We start from the raw sequence: 15,471 nt of genomic DNA on the forward strand, positions 1-15,471 counted from the left end.
TAAGATGCTTTACCGTGGCTTGTTTCGTTCGTTAAAACGGAAGATATAATATTCCAGATCGTCTTTTTTCTCCCGGTCTGATCTAAATTCTTCCAACAGTGTATTGTCTTGCGGGAGAATATATTTTTTGAGATTATAGGCAGATAATTCGTAGATATCACCGGTAACGATATTGATCACTTTCGTTAGTGTATACGGTGTGTTGATATTGTTGACGGTCATATCTGCGGAGTTGTAATATCCGCGGGAGGGTTGAATGCCTTTGAGCTGATAGATGCAGTAGTAGCCCATTTCGGTGATACGGTTCAGGCCATTGTCTTTGATGTAAACATTCTTACCATCGCAGAAGCCCCAGTAATTTTTCACTTTATGTTCCTGTCCGGATGCATCGCGGATAACAAGTTCGTTGCGGTTGGCGAGGAGATATATCTGTGCGGCGGCGCTGCGTTCTTTGATCACGAGGTCGCCTTCTTCAGACGGGCTATTGGTCTGAAATTCCCGGAATGTTTTATAGAGGCCTTTTTTGAGCGTTTTAGCATGAATGACGAGATCCTGCGGGGCGCTGGTTTGCTCCTGTGCTTGCAGCGACAGGGCCATCCATATCCATCCCCAGATGCACAACAGCTGTTTCATAGCTAACAAAAGTATCCGCTTTCGCTGCTGAAAGCAGTACAAATAGCTGAATGGTCGCATTGTTTCTGCTGATCGGGGGTTTCTGTCTTTAAAAGAAAAGGCCGGGTAAAAACCCGGCCCGACTGAAGGTTACAACAAAATCTAAACCTGCTTATGAGAAAAGTTTTGATTAGTATATTTTATAAGGCCATAGCTTGCAGCGAATGGTCTTTACTTTCCAGTTGTGAGCTGCCCATCAGGAATTCGTCCACTTTCCTGGCGCATTCGCGGCCTTCGCTGATGGCCCATACCACAAGCGATTGCCCGCGGCGCATATCGCCGGCTGCGAATACTTTGGGTATGGAGGTCTGGTAATTCTTTTCAGTTGCTTTTACATTGCCACGTTCGTCGAGTTCTACTTCCAGCTGCTCGAGCATGCCTGTGTGTTGCGGATGTAGGAAACCCATTGCCAGCAGTGCCAGTTCGCAAGGCACATCTCTTTCTGATCCCGGCACTTCGATAAACCTGGCCGGCCGGCCATCATTGCCCAGTGTCCATTCAAGATTTACGAGACGGAGCGCTTTTAGGTTTCCGTTGTCGTCGCCAATAAATGCTTTTGTTGCGATAGCCCACTGACGATCAGCGCCTTCTTCATGCGAAGAAGATGTTTTGAGGATCATCGGGTAAGAGGGCCAGGGCATGAATTCGGTACGTTCTGACGGCGGTTTGGGCAACAGTTCCAATTGTGTAACACTGGCTGCACCATGGCGGTTGCTGGTACCTACGCAGTCGGAGCCGGTATCGCCGCCGCCTATCACGATCACATTTTTGCCGGTGGCCATGATATCGCTGCCAGACACGGGCAGCGCTGATACGCGTTTGTTCTGTTGTTTCAGGAAATCCATGGCGTAGTGAACGCCTTTCAGTTCACGACCGGGGATATTCAGATCACGGGGGATCGTAGCGCCGCCGGCCAGCACTATAGCATTGTATTCTCTCAGGAGATCGTTGGTACTAACGTCAACGCCTACGTTGGCATTGCACTGGAAGGTGATTCCTTCTTCTTCCATTATTTTGATACGGCGCTCTACTACCCATTTTTCCAGTTTGAAATCCGGGATACCATAACGGAGCAGGCCTCCTGGTTTGTCGTCGCGCTCGAATACCGTTACCTGGTGGCCGGCATAGTTGAGCTGCGCGGCGGCTGCGAGTCCCGCGGGGCCGGAGCCTACAACGGCTATCTTTTTGCCGGTGCGCACGCGTGGCACTTTTGCTTGTACCAGGCCTTTATCAAAAGCGATTTCTATAATGTGCCTTTCAATTTCCTCGATCGCTACCGGCGGCTGGTTGATGCCCAGCACACAGGCGCTTTCGCATGGAGCCGGACAGATACGTCCGGTAAATTCAGGAAAGTTATTGGTGGAAGTAAGGATATCGTATGCTTCCTGCCAGTCCTGGCGGTATACTGCATCATTAAATTCAGGTATCACGTTGCCGAGCGGGCATCCGCTGTGGCAGAAGGGCACGCCGCAGTTCATGCAGCGGGCGGCCTGCTGGTTGAGCTTCTTCTCGGGGAAGCGCTCCACAAATTCATTATAATGCTTTACCCTCTCCCGTGGATCCGCTTTCCCGGGCTGCTCGCGTGTAAATTCCAGGAATCCTGTAGGTTTACCCATATCTGATTATTTTCGAATTTTTGGATTTTCGAATTTTTGGATTTGAGGAGATGATCTTCAAATCAAGCCATTCAAAAATTCATCAATCATAAATTTATTTTCTGCACTTTGCCAGACTTCAACACGGCCTTGTATTCTTTCGGGAATACTTTCACAAAGTGTCGCAGCTGGTTTTCCCAGTCTTTCAGGATAAACTTGGCTACGGTACTATTCGTATAGGCGTGATGTTTAGTGATCAGGTCCTGCAACGTGCTTACATCTTCCTGATCCAATGGATCGAGGTCGATCATATCGCGGTTGGCATGATTCACGAAAGTGCCTTTTACGTCGTACACATAGGCGATGCCGCCGCTCATGCCCGCGCCGAAGTTGCGGCCTGTTTCGCCGAGGATCACCGCACGGCCGCCGGTCATGTATTCACAGCCGTGGTCGCCCACGCCTTCCGCAACGATGGTGGCGCCGGAGTTGCGCACACAGAAGCGCTCGCCCGCTTTCCCACGGATGTAAGCCTCGCCGGAGGTAGCGCCATAAAAACAAACGTTGCCCGCGATGATATTTTCTTCTGCCTTGAAACCGGCCTCGCCTGGCGGATAGAGGATCAGTTTGGCGCCAGACAAGCCCTTACCGAAGTAGTCGTTGGCCTCTCCTTCCAGCTCCAGTGTAAGCCCTTTGGTGGCGAAGGCGCCGAAGCTCTGTCCGGCAGAACCTACAAACTTGAAATGAAGGGTATCTTCCGGTAATCCGGCGCTCTGGTATTTCTTCGATATTTCGTTAGAAAGAATAGTACCGATAGTGCGGTCTGTATTTTTAACCGGGAACTGCTGGAACACGCGCGTTTTCTTTTCCAGCGCGGGTTGCGCAGCTTTCAGCAGCTGCCAGTCGAGCACTTCTGCCAGGCCATGATCCTGTTCTTCCAGTTTGTACTGGCCTGTTTCAGCGCCAGCAGGGTCCTGGAATAATATCGGAGAGAGGTCGAGCTTCTGCGCTTTCCAGTTGGTGATGCCATCGCGTACTTGCAGGCAATCTACTTGTCCAACCATTTCGTTGACGGTGCGGAAGCCCAGGTCGGCCATGATCTCGCGGAGTTCTTCCACGAGGTAGTGGAAGAGGTTCACTACGTGCTGTGCATCGCCGGTGAAGCGTTTGCGCAGTTCAGGATCTTGTGTGGCCACGCCTACGGGGCAGGTGTTCACATGGCATTTGCGCATCATGATACAACCTTCTGTTACCAGTGCGGCGGTGGCTACGCCCCATTCTTCTGCACCGAGCAGTGTGGCGATGGCAATGTCGCGGCCTGTTTTCAGCTGGCCATCAGTTTGCAGCACTACCCTGCTACGGAGTTTATTGCGTACCAGCGTCTGGTGTGTTTCGGCAAGACCGAGTTCCCAGGGCAGCCCTGCGTGTTTGATAGAGCTGATGGGAGATGCGCCGGTACCGCCATCGAAGCCGGATACCAGCACTACGTCTGCATGCGCTTTGGCCACGCCGGCAGCGATAGTGCCTACGCCCGCTTTAGATACCAGTTTTACGCTGATACGTGCGGCACGGTTGGCATTTTTCAGATCGAAGATCAGCTGTGCAAGGTCTTCGATAGAATAGATATCGTGGTGCGGCGGCGGAGAGATCAGGCCCACTCCGGGAGTGGAGTGTCTTACTTTCGCGATCCAGTCGTCCACTTTGTGGCCGGGCAGCTGTCCGCCCTCTCCGGGCTTGGCGCCCTGCGCCATTTTGATCTGTAATTCGTCTGCGTTGGTGAGGTAGTAGCTTGTTACGCCGAAACGTGCGCTGGCCACCTGCTTGATGGCAGAACGCATCGAGTCGCCGTTGGGCAGCTGCTCATAGCGCAGTTCATCTTCTCCCCCTTCACCGGTATTGCTTTTCGCGCCGATGCGGTTCATAGCGATTGCCAGGGTGGAGTGCGCCTCGTGTGAGATAGAGCCAAAGCTCATCGCGCCGGTAGCAAAGCGTTTCAGAATGCTGGCAGCCGATTCAACTTCGTCGATAGAGATGGAAGCACGGTTACGCTTAAACGAAAAGAGGCTCCGCAGTGTGCAGGCTTTTTCGGCCTGCTCGTTCACCGCTTTAGAATATTTTTTGAATACGCTGTAATCGCCCATGCGGGTGGCGTATTGCAACAGATGGATCGTAGTTGGATTGAACAGGTGAAATTCGCCTTTGCGTTTCCACTGGTATACGCCGCCTTCTGTAAGACGCTGTACCGGCGTTTCTTTGCGGCCATAGCCCATCCAGTGCTTGGCGAGTGTTTCGCGGGCGATATCATCCAGCGAAAGGCCCTGGATACGGGACACGGCGCCGGTGAAATATTTATCCACCACCTGTTGGTTGATACCCAGTATTTCAAAAATCTGCGCTCCCTGGTAAGATTGCAGGGTGGAGATACCCATTTTTGAAAATACCTTCAACAGGCCGTCGCATACGGCTTTCACATAATTTTTCTTCAACTTGTCCACATCCTGGTCGGTATCCAGTTTGCCACCCAGCTTCATATCGCGGATGGTGCTGAGCGCGAGGTATGGATTGATGGCGGTAGCGCCAAATCCGAGCAGACAGGCAAAGTGATGCACTTCCCACACATCTCCTGCTTCCACGATCAGGCCTACCTGGCCGCGGTATCCTTTGCGGATCAGGTGGTGATGTACGGCGGAAGCCGCGAGGATAGAGGGAATAGCAGCATGTTCAGAATCGATGGCACGGTCGGAAAGGATGATCACTTCAAAACCATCTTCTACCGCATCTACCGCATAGCGGCACAGGCGGGCAAGGCCTTTTTCAATAGAGCCGGGTTTGCCGTCAGCTTTGAAATAGGTCTGCAATGTTTTGGCCTGGAAGATACCGGTATCGATACTGCGTATTTTTTCCAGTTCGTAGTTGTTGAGGATCGGGTGACGAAGCGCCAGACCATGGCAGTGCAGCGGATCTTCGTCGAGCAGGTTACCATTGTTACCCACGAATGTTGCCAGCGACATCACCAGTCTTTCCCTGATAGGATCGATAGGCGGATTGGTTACCTGTGCAAACAGCTGTTTGAAATAGCTGCTGAGATGCTGCGGCTGATTGCTCAGCACGGCCAGCGGAGCATCGGTGCCCATGGAGCCCACCGGCTCTTTGCCGTCAATGGCCATTGGCGCGATGATAGTATCCAGGTCTTCAGTGCTGTAGCCGAAAGCGCGCTGGTATTTGAAGATCTGATCATGTTCCAGGTGAGTGAAAGTGACTCTTGGTTCAGGCAGTTCTTCCAGTCGTATCTTGTATTTATTCAGCCATTCGCCGTAAGGTTGCTGGGAGCAGATCTGTTGTTTCAGTTCTTCATCGCCTACGATGCGTCCCTGTTCCATATCCACGATGAACATTTTACCCGGCTGCAGGCGTCCTTTTTCTTTTACATTTTTAGGATCGATCGGTAATACGCCGGCTTCAGAGGCCATGATCACACGATCGTCTTTTGTTACCACGAAGCGGCTGGGGCGTAACCCGTTACGGTCCAGGGTGGCGCCGATGATTTTACCATCGGTGAAGGAGATGGATGCGGGGCCGTCCCATGGCTCCATCAGGGAAGCATGATATTCGTAAAATGCTTTCTTCACCGGGTCCATATCTTCATTGCCATCCCAGGCTTCAGGGATGAGCATCATCATCACATGCGGCAGCGAACGGCCGGTCATGGTGAGCAGTTCGATAACATTGTCCAGGCTGGCGGAATCGGACTGACCTTCTTCTACAATAGGCAGCAGCATGTCCATTTCTTCCGGCGTGAAATATTTAGACATAAAGTCGCGCTCCCCGGCACGCAGCCAGTTGAGGTTACCCTTGAGCGTGTTAATTTCACCATTATGCGCGATGTACCTGTAAGGGTGCGCCAGGCGCCAGCTTGGGAATGTGTTGGTTGCAAAACGGGAGTGAATGAGGGCAAAGGCGGAAACCATTTTCTCATCACTGAGGTCCGGATAATAATGACGGACCTGGTAAGTGGTCAGCTGACCTTTATATACAATTGTTTTATAAGAAAGAGAGGCGATATAGAACAGCGACTTTTCTTTAGGTACTGTATTGCGTACTGTTTTGGAAACATAGTTACGCAGTACGAACAGCTTGCGCTCAAAGAGCTCAGGATCGCTGATAGAATAAGGACAGGCGATGAATACCTGTTCAATCTCGGGTTCTACTGAAAGGGCGCTTTCACCAATGCCATCGGGGCGTACCGGCACTTTGCGGTAACCCAGGATCTCCAGGCCCAGCTTTTCTGCGCTGCGCTGGAATATTTCGCGGCACTCTTCGCGCCAGCGGGGCTCTTTAGGAAAGAACACCATTCCCACACCGTATTTTCCAAACTCGGGCAGGCGAATGCCGACCTTCAGGCATTCGTCGTATAAAAATTCATGAGGTGTCTGAAACAGGATACCAGCACCATCTCCTGTGTTCTGTTCGCAGCCACAGGCGCCACGGTGTTCCATGTTTTCCAACATGGTCAGCGCATCGCGAATAATATGGTGGGATTTACGCCCCTTGATATGAGCGGTAAATCCTGTTCCGCAGGCATCATGCTCGAACTCAGGACGGTATAAACCTTGCGTTTGCTTCACTTCATCCATTTGGTTTAGATTTTTTTCTTGGCACACTTCCCCCAATGACTTGCGCCGTTGGTGATGGTGTACGATATAATTCGGGAACGGTTTAAAGATACTAAAGGAATGCGGTATTTTTTATACAAACTATTGTTATATGCATAAAATTTAGAAAAATTGAAAAAAGAGTGTTGTTTTGTTAGATTTTATAGAAGAACGGACCCGCCACAGGGCAAATTGGGGATAAAATAATACCAGTATCCCCTCGTATTTTGTGATTTCCAGGGAATGTGCTTGCTTTGCATACTAACGCCAACGCCTATATTCAATCTGCTATGCCTGTAAAATATCTTACCCGCATGATCTTCCTGCTGTCTGTATTATTATATACAGACACTGTACTTGCTCAATACCCGACCGACGAAAAAGCGCCGGAGAAAGCCGCTGTGAAAAGTAAAAAGATCAAACTGAGCGACAATCCTGGGTTTTCGGACAACAAGCCCGCCTTCAAGATCGCCGCTATTGAAGTGGTGAACCTCGCCTGGGATACGGCTCATCTGGGCTATTTACAGGTAGGCATGGGTAACCGCAAAGCGGCCGCCGTGCCCGACGGAGCGGCTGCGACCTGGCTGCAGGATTTTGTGAATAAAGCCTACGGTAATCTCTATACGCCTGAAGGCGCCCGCCTGCTATGGATTGTAGAGGACCTGCGCATCGGGGAGCGAACCGGCGGCATGAGCGAGAAAGCCTTCATCCGCCTGAAAGCAACAGCTTACGCTTCCACCGATGGCACAGCATACAGGCAGGTAACCAGTTTCGACGATGTGCGCATGGTAGGCGGCCTGGATGTTACCCACAAACACAAAACCAATATCGCTAACGCTTTCCAGCACCTGTTTGACACTACGCTTGCAAAAGCGCCACAGTCAAGCGGTTCAACGCTCTCGTATGATGCTATCATTGCTAAACATCAGCAACGTTATCAGGCGCCGGCACTAAAAGACACTACGCTCAACAATGGCGTGTACCTCACCTTCAAAGAGTTTCTGGACAATAAACCATCTTACCGCTTATTTGAACTGAAAAAAGGGAAACGCAATTTCAGCGTGTCTGTAAACGGCGCCGATGGCCTGCTCACAGAGAAAGAAGCTTTTTGGGGCGTAGTGAAAGATGGAGAGATATATGCGCATGTAGCGGGTAACTTCATCCCGCTGGAGAGAACAGCCAATGGTTTCGTCATTTCCAATTATATCGAAGCCAGCAAACAGCGGAATAACCAGATGTTGCTTGCCGGCGTAGCTGGTGGCGCCATTGGCGGTGCGATAGCTGGCGCTATGGCTGGTACTGCCACCAGCAGCGGACCACGTGGCAACAGCACCGTAAAGATCTATTATACAGACGCCTTTCCGCAACTGGACCAACGCCCGGAAGCTACTGCCATCGATATCGAAACCGGTGAACTGATATTTTAAACAGCATCACTCCGGCTCGAAAATAAATGTTGTCTTGTTACCTTTGATCCTCGTCCGCAGCGGCTCTCCGGCCAGACTTTCATTCTGCAAACGATCCAGCGCCGTTACTACATACGTGTAGTTGCGGCCTTTGATATAAGCAGCATCTTTGTATTCAGGGTCGGGCGACTGCTGCAATATGGCAATGATCTTGGTAGGATCGGTGAGGTTGATGACTTCATTTTGCTCGAAACGATAGAGCACATACTGTTTAGTATGTCCGCTGGTATCATCATCGGCCCAATGTATTTCCAATCCGCCGGGGCGTTCGAAGGCATCCACAAAATAAGGCGCCTCGGGCGCTGTATTAGGCAGCCAGGGCATTACAGGGCGCAGGGCTGGATATTTATAAAGATGCCGACGCAGCGTATCTTCAATACCCAGCGGGTTGCTCCTGAAAGAAGCCGCACTGTAAAAGATACTACCCTGTAAGGTATTGAGGGTGCGTACTTCTTCGATCTGGCGGGGCAGCTCCATCGGATTTTTCCAGGCTGCATTGCTGCCGATGCGATAAACGCCATGCCCGATATACACCTGGCGGCCATATCCATGCTGGCTCCACCAGTTCAACAACACTTCAAAATCGGCGAGGCGGTGGCCGCGTTCCCAATACAGCTGCGGCGCTACATAGTCTATCCAGCCATTCTTCAGCCATTTTAAGATATCTGCATAGAGGTCGTCGTAGTTGGCCAAACTGCCACGGGTATACGAACCATCAGGATCTTTATCGCGGTTGCGCCAAACGCCAAAAGGACTTACACCAAACTTCACCCAGGGCTTTTCCGCCTTGATGGCGGCGCTGAGCATTTTGATGATAGCATCCACATTGCTGCGGCGCCAATCATCTTTCATCCTGTTGCCGCCATAGAGACGGTAGGAAGTATTATCAGGGAAATCCTTTCCTGGCACAGGATACGGATAGAAGTAGTCATCGAAATGAACGGCGTCGATATCATATCGTTTTACCACGTCGCGGATAACGGAGGTCACATATTCGCGCACTTCGGGCACGCCGGGATCAAAATATTTCTTACCGTCGTAAGTGAGGAACCACTGCGGTTTCAGGCGGGTGATATGATTGGGTGCGATGCTGCTGCGGCTGGTGTTGAATACGGCACGGTAAGGATTGAACCAGGCATGAAACTCCATGCCACGCTTGTGGGTTTCCTCTACCATAAATTGCAGCGGGTCATAATATGGGTAGGGCGCCTGCCCTTGTACGCCGGTAAGGTATTCTGACCATGGTTCATAAGGCGAAGCATAGAAAGCATCGGTGGCAGGGCGTACCTGCACGATCACTGCATTCATGCCATTGCGTTGTTGCTCGTTCAGCAATGCGATGAACTCCTGTTGCTGCTGTTCGGTACTGAGCCCGCGCCTGGATGGCCAGTCGATATTTTCCACGGTGGCTACCCAAACCGCCCGTAGTTCACGTTTGGGCGGTAATTGCGCCCATGCCTGTTGCATTAAGCCTGACAAAAAAATCGCACCTGCTAATATTTGCTTCAACATCTACCTGAATTAAACCGTAAAATGCGAAAATAGCAAAAACCGGCGCTGATGAAAGCACAAATATTTGATTGTGATAAAGATGGAGTACTTTATCAAGGAAAAAGTGTGTTAATTGTTTCCAGAATGGCCTACCCTTCCTTGTTTGTCTGAAACCCGCCAGGCTTGCGGTATTGCGCAGGAATAGTAGATGCATTTCCGTCGCGCATGGCATTGTAATGCGGCGACATGATCTCTACGCCAGCCTCATTAAAATGATCCTGAATGCTTTGATGCAGTAGCGAGTAAATACCAGACATGCGCCCTGGCTGATCAGTATAGGCATTGATCTCGTAGGCCACGCTGAAATCATTCAGGCTGGTTTGCAGTACGAACGGCGCTTTATCTTTCAAAATCCCGTCTGTAGCCAGTGCGGCATTGATCAGCAGTTCGTGTACCTGCTTCCAGGGCACATCATAGCCGATCGTGACGGTGGTATGCAGGATCAGCCCCAGCTCCTGGCTTGATGAGGTGAAATTGATCGTATGGCCGTTGAGCACACTGGCATTGGGCACCGTGATCTCTTCGTTTTTCGTGGTGCGGATACGCGTTACCAGCAGCGTTTTTTCAATTACGTCTCCTGTAATTTCTCCAATTTTAATACGGTCCCCGATCTTGAAGGGCCGCATGTAAGTGATCACGAAACCCGCTACCACATTGGATATGGCGGAAGATGAGCCGAGCGAAAAGAGAATGCCGAGGAATACCGATACGCCCTGGAATATTTTTGAATCAGAGCCTGGCAGATAAGGAAAGATCACCACGAACATAAAGGCATACAGCAGAAATTTGATACCGCTGGCTGTAGGCTGCGCCCAGTCTGCATAGAAGCCTTTTACGGTGAGATTGCCGGAAGAGATCTCCCCTGCGAGATAGTTCACAAACTTGACCAGGTAACGGGTGATCAGGTATACTACGATGATGGTGAGTAATTTTGGGAGATAATGTAAAAGCCCTGCCAGCAAGGCTTTCACGGGCGCCAGTGTCCAGGCGATGAGGCGGTCGGCAATGCCTTTGGTCCAGGGGAAGATGCTGAATACCAGCGGCAATGTGATATAGAAGACGAACAATATCAGCACGATGCGCAATACCCTCAGCACGCTGAAGGCAATACTGATCTGCTTTTGCTGGTTCAGCAAGGCGTATTCCTTCACTTTCACGCCTTTGAAATAATGATCTTTTCGCTTCACGATCTTATTGATCAAGCGTTTAAAAAGCCGGTTGATCAGCCATACGATCACGCCGAAAACCAGCACGATCAATAGCAGCAGGCCCACGCGCACCAGTATATGTTGCAGGCTGTTCTCTTCTTTCGCTTGCAGGATGGCCTTTTTCACGATGGCGGTATAATTTTCCGCCACCTGCTTTTTATCGAGGTTGAGCCACAGCGCGTCGTCATCGGTGATGGTGAAGAGGATAAGATCGCCATAGGTAACATCAAGATTATCTTCATTGGGAGAGATAGAGATGGAATCTGCGGAGAAGAAGGGATCGTTTTCCAGCTGCGAGAGTTTTTTCTCGATGTTACGTGCTCTTTCGCTGGGCAGCATGGGGCCGATCTTGTTGTATACGAAGAAGAGGGTATCGCCGAAGGGCGCCACAGGAATGCCGCTGTGCGTGGCTTTCAGGTCCTTGATGCGTTGCAGTTGCTGTGCTTTTTTGACAGAGTCGGTTTTTTCTACGTTAACCAATTTATCTATCAGTTCCTGCTTTTTCTGATCGTTGTTGCTTTTCAGTGAGGATATCTGTTGCAACAGCGCTTGTTTTTCTGCTTCGGAGGCTTTGAGCAGGGAATCATTTTCGCGGAGGTAGCGGGTGGTGATCACCAGTTGCGTATCGGCTGCATTGCGCGCGGCTTTACTGGTGTCGGTCTGGGCCATGCTGGTAGCGGCAAAGCCAGCAAGGAAGGTAAACAGGAAAATAGCAATTCTCATTCACGTAGCTTTCGTTTAAAGTACGTAAAAAGCCGCAAAGTTCAATCGGGAGCAGGGTTATACCTTTCTGCCGAGATATTGGGAATAGTCTGGCAGGATCACCTCATAGTCCTGGTGCATCAGTGGTGAGGTGAGCAGGAAATCTGCGGAGGCGCGGTTGCAGGCCACCGGGATGTTCCATACTACGCCGAGTCGCAGCAATGCTTTGATATCAGGATCGTGGGGCAATGCTTCCATGGGGTCCCAGAAGAAGATGATCACGTCGAGGGCGCCTTCTGCAACGAGCGCGCCTATCTGCTGATCGCCGCCCAGCGGGCCACTCAGCAGTTTGCGTACAGAAACATCGAGCGCTTCTTCGATCAGCTTGCCGGTGGTGCCGGTGGCGTATAGCTCATGACGGGCCAGCACCGTTTTGTTGTAGATGGCCCATTCGATCAGTTCGGCCTTTTTGTGGTCGTGTGCGATCAGCGCGATACGCTTGCGTGCTTTCAGGATTTTTACTGTCATACAGATACAAAAGTAACACGCTGATCGAAATAATTGAATGCTGATTTATTTTAATGTTTATCGGCGGTGTCGAGTGTGGACAGGTCGCGGTCGAAGATATAGAGCCCGCCTTTATCTTCCCCGATCAGTTTCAGTTTGTCGAGGATATGCCGGGCCATTCTTTCTTCCTCGATCTGCTCGGTCACATACCATTGCAGGAAATTGTGCGTGGCATAATCTTTTTCGTGCAGCGCCATATCTACGAGGTTATTGATCTCCCTGGATACGGCCAGTTCATGTTCAAACACCTGCTCAAAGATGGCGTTGATGTTCTTGAACTTGACAGCAGGCTCTTTGAGGGCTGGAACCAGGCCATGGCCGCCACGTTCGTTGATGAATTTGATGAGCTTGAGCATGTGAATGCGCTCTTCATCGGAATGGCGGTACAGGAACTGCGCTATGCCGTTATAGCCCTGTACTTCCGACCAGGAGGCCATCGCGAGATAATATTGGGAAGAAGACGCTTCCATTTCCACTTGCTGGTTCAGTGCCTTTTCAATTTTGGGCGAGAGTTCTTTCAATAACATGACGATAGATTTTAATGTGGTGGAGATAACAAGGCAGAGAGCGGGAGTATCGTTTCTACCTATAAGATTATTGTAAAATTCGATGGGAAATCAAAGGTGGGCATTACTAAAATCTGCCCGGAAAGCGTTACCTTTGTGCGGTAAATTAGGATAAAATGATTAAAACAGGAAATCCAATCATCAGCATATATACGGAAATGACGCCGAACCCGGAAACGATGAAGTTTGTGGCCAACAAGCTCCTCTATCCTGGCAAAAGCATCGATTTCCCGGATGAAGCCAGTGCAAAACCTTCTCCTTTGGCGATGGAGCTTTTCAGCTTCCCGTTCATCAGGGGCGTTTTCATCATGGCGAACTTTATTACGCTCACCAAAACCAGCGAAACCGACTGGAATGATATCATCCCCACGGTAAAAGCCTTCCTGAAGGAATACCTGGAAGATAACCGCCCTGTTATCAACGAAGACGAAGTAGTGGTTACCAAATCCACTGCCAGCAACGAAGTTAGCGCAGACGACAGCGACGTGGTGAAACGTATCAAGGAACTACTGGAAAACTATGTGAAACCGGCCGTAGAAATGGATGGCGGCGCCATTCAGTTCAAGGACTACCACGATGGTACGGTGAAACTGATGTTACAGGGTTCCTGCTCAGGCTGCCCCTCTTCTATGATCACGCTGAAAGCTGGCATCGAAGGCATGATGAAGCGCATGATCCCCGAAGTGAAAGAAGTAGTGGCAGAAGCAGAATAAGCCATAGTTGAGTGAATGATAGTGTTAAATGAAAGCACAGTCTTTTGGCTGTGCTTTTTTATTGTGGATAAATAAAAGAACATGAAAGGATTTTTAGTTTGGATCACCGGCCTGGCCATCGCCACACAGCCGGTGCTGGCGCAGCAGCAGCGCACAGACAGCGCTTCCGCCGTGATCACCTACGGCTTCCGCAGCAATGGAAAAGATATTCCCGGCAACAGCCTTCAGTTGCTGATAGACCACGGCAGGGCACATCTCGCTCCCGGCGGCCCCGCACAGAAAGAACAGCAATACCTTCAACTGGATGAAAAAGTGAGCCTGCAAGTGCTCGCTCTCCCTAACGGTGACGTATATACGCTCCGTAAGCCCTTCGCGGAATATGCCACTGCGGAATTACTGCCGGATACCGCCACCATCCTCGGCTTCCCCTGCAAAAAAGCAAAACTGTTTATCCGCTCCAACACCATCGAAGTGTGGTACACCACCGCCACCGCATTGAGAGGCACTCCTAACATTAACATCGCACCCGGCCTCGGACTGGTATTAAAAACCGTCCGTAACGGCAATAGCGAAACCATCGCACAAAAGATCACCTACCGCGCTATCCAGCCCAGGGAGCTGGCATGGCCCGCCAATACCGGCCAGCAGGTGGATGATGCGGCCTACCTCCGCGCAGTGATCGACAGCCGCTATACCACGCTGCCCATCTTCCGCGAGGAACAGATCAGCTGGGATAATAAAACGCCTAACCCCGCTGCAGACCAGCCCAACATTACCTACCGCTATGCCGGCGGTACCGTGATACTGAAAAAAGTAAAACTGCCCGCACCGGAAAAAGGCCGTACCCTCTTCGCCGAGCTGGTACAATATTCCAATGGCGATGCGTATGACCGCACCGGCTCCGTATTCATGATACCAACAGACAAGCCCCTATCTTTCCTCCATGGCCTGCAAAACGGCGTAGGGGCGTTACCGTTATTCACCGCCGCCAACGGGAAAAAATACCAGGGCATGGCAGCTACCGATAATTATCTGCCTACACTGGAAATCATGCGCTTCTTCACGCCCTTCGGTGTGCGCCAGTTCAATAACCAGGTAAAGATCAAAGGCTACCACTGGGCAGACTCCGTTGTGTATAAACAGGATGTCTCCGAGCTGCAAAGCCGCCTCCAGGGCGAAGTATGGATCGGCGTGTATATCGGCAACTACGACAAAGGCGGCCATAAAGTAAGCCTCGACTTCAAATATTATCCCGGTGATAAAGATGACGAAGACCGTCCGACTCCTACCTGGGTGCAGCCTATTTTCAATACGACCAATGTGATGGAAATGGCCGGCCAGGAATATGCGACCCTGTTCGATAACGACTCGCTTACCGTTACGGTGAACATCCCGGCTGGCCTGAAACATGTACAGCTGCGTTACATCACCACCGGCCATGGCGGCTGGGGCGGCGGCGATGAGTTCAACCCGAAACAGAACGAGATCTTTGTTGATGGAAAGCGGGTGTATCATTTCATTCCATGGCGTACGGATTGTGCCACGTACCGCTTGTCTAACCCGGCTTCCGGCAATTTTGGCAACGGCCTCTCCTCTTCAGATCTGAGCCGTTCCAACTGGTGCCCCGGCACCCTCACCGGGCCGGTATACATCTCGCTGCCTGATATTACGCCGGGCCTGCATACCTTCAAAGTGGCCATCCCGCAAGGGAAACCGGAAGGCAGCAGCCAGAGCTTCTGGAACGTTTCCGGAACGCTCATCGGAGAATAATATTCATTACAA

The 15,471-nt window shown here is 50.9% G+C and carries 10 protein-coding genes; 3 read left to right on the plus strand and 7 right to left on the minus strand.

Features of this window, described 5'->3' with window-relative positions; translation table 11 throughout:
* Nucleotides 1-9: 9 nt before the first annotated feature.
* The 3 genes from FPG75_RS18600 to gltB form a co-directional block, all read right to left on the minus strand.
* Nucleotides 10-633, minus strand: a complete 624-nt coding sequence (locus tag FPG75_RS18600) for a hypothetical protein (RefSeq protein ID WP_143308727.1) — start codon at nt 631-633, stop codon at nt 10-12.
* A gap of 179 nt (nt 634-812) precedes the next feature.
* Nucleotides 813-2,288 carry a glutamate synthase subunit beta gene (locus FPG75_RS18605; RefSeq protein ID WP_143308729.1) on the minus strand — a complete coding sequence of 492 codons (1,476 nt, stop codon included), beginning with the start codon at nt 2,286-2,288 and terminating at the stop codon, nt 813-815.
* 86 nt (nt 2,289-2,374) lie between these two features.
* A complete protein-coding gene (gltB, locus tag FPG75_RS18610; RefSeq protein WP_143308731.1) occupies nt 2,375-6,898 on the minus strand; it encodes a glutamate synthase large subunit in 4,524 nt (1,507 codons plus the stop codon).
* Nucleotides 6,899-7,206: 308 nt separating this feature from the next.
* Here gltB and FPG75_RS18615 point away from each other — a divergent pair, with 308 nt between their 5' ends.
* Nucleotides 7,207-8,343, plus strand: a complete 1,137-nt coding sequence (locus FPG75_RS18615) for a hypothetical protein (protein WP_143308733.1) — start codon at nt 7,207-7,209, stop codon at nt 8,341-8,343.
* Nucleotides 8,344-8,349: 6 nt separating this feature from the next.
* On the opposite strand, the gene FPG75_RS18620 is transcribed toward FPG75_RS18615, so the two are convergent.
* The 4 genes from FPG75_RS18620 to FPG75_RS18635 form a co-directional block, all read right to left on the minus strand.
* Nucleotides 8,350-9,849, minus strand: a complete 1,500-nt coding sequence (locus FPG75_RS18620; protein WP_236652836.1) for a glycoside hydrolase family 10 protein — start codon at nt 9,847-9,849, stop codon at nt 8,350-8,352.
* 173 nt (nt 9,850-10,022) lie between these two features.
* Nucleotides 10,023-11,864 carry a mechanosensitive ion channel family protein gene (locus tag FPG75_RS18625; protein WP_143308737.1) on the minus strand — a complete coding sequence of 614 codons (1,842 nt, stop codon included), beginning with the start codon at nt 11,862-11,864 and terminating at the stop codon, nt 10,023-10,025.
* Nucleotides 11,865-11,921: 57 nt separating this feature from the next.
* Nucleotides 11,922-12,371 carry a methylglyoxal synthase gene (locus tag FPG75_RS18630; RefSeq protein WP_201747985.1) on the minus strand — a complete coding sequence of 150 codons (450 nt, stop codon included), beginning with the start codon at nt 12,369-12,371 and terminating at the stop codon, nt 11,922-11,924.
* 50 nt (nt 12,372-12,421) lie between these two features.
* Complete coding sequence (locus FPG75_RS18635; protein ID WP_143308741.1) at nt 12,422-12,937, minus strand: ferritin; 516 nt, start codon at nt 12,935-12,937, stop codon at nt 12,422-12,424.
* A gap of 155 nt (nt 12,938-13,092) precedes the next feature.
* Between FPG75_RS18635 and FPG75_RS18640 the strand changes: the two genes are divergently transcribed.
* Nucleotides 13,093-13,689 carry a NifU family protein gene (locus tag FPG75_RS18640; RefSeq protein ID WP_143308743.1) on the plus strand — a complete coding sequence of 199 codons (597 nt, stop codon included), beginning with the start codon at nt 13,093-13,095 and terminating at the stop codon, nt 13,687-13,689.
* Nucleotides 13,690-13,770: 81 nt separating this feature from the next.
* Nucleotides 13,771-15,459, plus strand: a complete 1,689-nt coding sequence (locus FPG75_RS18645) for a PNGase F N-terminal domain-containing protein (RefSeq protein WP_143308745.1) — start codon at nt 13,771-13,773, stop codon at nt 15,457-15,459.
* The last annotated feature ends 12 nt before the right edge of the window (nt 15,460-15,471 follow it).

Source organism: Chitinophaga vietnamensis (assembly GCF_902167635.1).
Taxonomy (GTDB): Bacteria; Bacteroidota; Bacteroidia; order Chitinophagales; family Chitinophagaceae; genus Chitinophaga; species Chitinophaga vietnamensis.

What these genes read in the sequence shown, in the direction of transcription:
- FPG75_RS18600 (WP_143308727.1), bottom strand. Translation starts at nt 633, where the DNA reads ATGAAACAGCTGTTGTGCATCTGGGGATGGATATGGATGGCCCTGTCG.
- FPG75_RS18605 (WP_143308729.1), bottom strand. Translation starts at nt 2,288, where the DNA reads ATGGGTAAACCTACAGGATTCCTGGAATTTACACGCGAGCAGCCCGGG.
- gltB (WP_143308731.1), bottom strand. Translation starts at nt 6,898, where the DNA reads ATGGATGAAGTGAAGCAAACGCAAGGTTTATACCGTCCTGAGTTCGAG.
- FPG75_RS18615 (WP_143308733.1), top strand. Translation starts at nt 7,207, where the DNA reads ATGCCTGTAAAATATCTTACCCGCATGATCTTCCTGCTGTCTGTATTA.
- FPG75_RS18620 (WP_236652836.1), bottom strand. Translation starts at nt 9,849, where the DNA reads ATGCAACAGGCATGGGCGCAATTACCGCCCAAACGTGAACTACGGGCG.
- FPG75_RS18625 (WP_143308737.1), bottom strand. Translation starts at nt 11,864, where the DNA reads ATGAGAATTGCTATTTTCCTGTTTACCTTCCTTGCTGGCTTTGCCGCT.
- FPG75_RS18630 (WP_201747985.1), bottom strand. Translation starts at nt 12,371, where the DNA reads ATGACAGTAAAAATCCTGAAAGCACGCAAGCGTATCGCGCTGATCGCA.
- FPG75_RS18635 (WP_143308741.1), bottom strand. Translation starts at nt 12,937, where the DNA reads ATGTTATTGAAAGAACTCTCGCCCAAAATTGAAAAGGCACTGAACCAG.
- FPG75_RS18640 (WP_143308743.1), top strand. Translation starts at nt 13,093, where the DNA reads ATGATTAAAACAGGAAATCCAATCATCAGCATATATACGGAAATGACG.
- FPG75_RS18645 (WP_143308745.1), top strand. Translation starts at nt 13,771, where the DNA reads ATGAAAGGATTTTTAGTTTGGATCACCGGCCTGGCCATCGCCACACAG.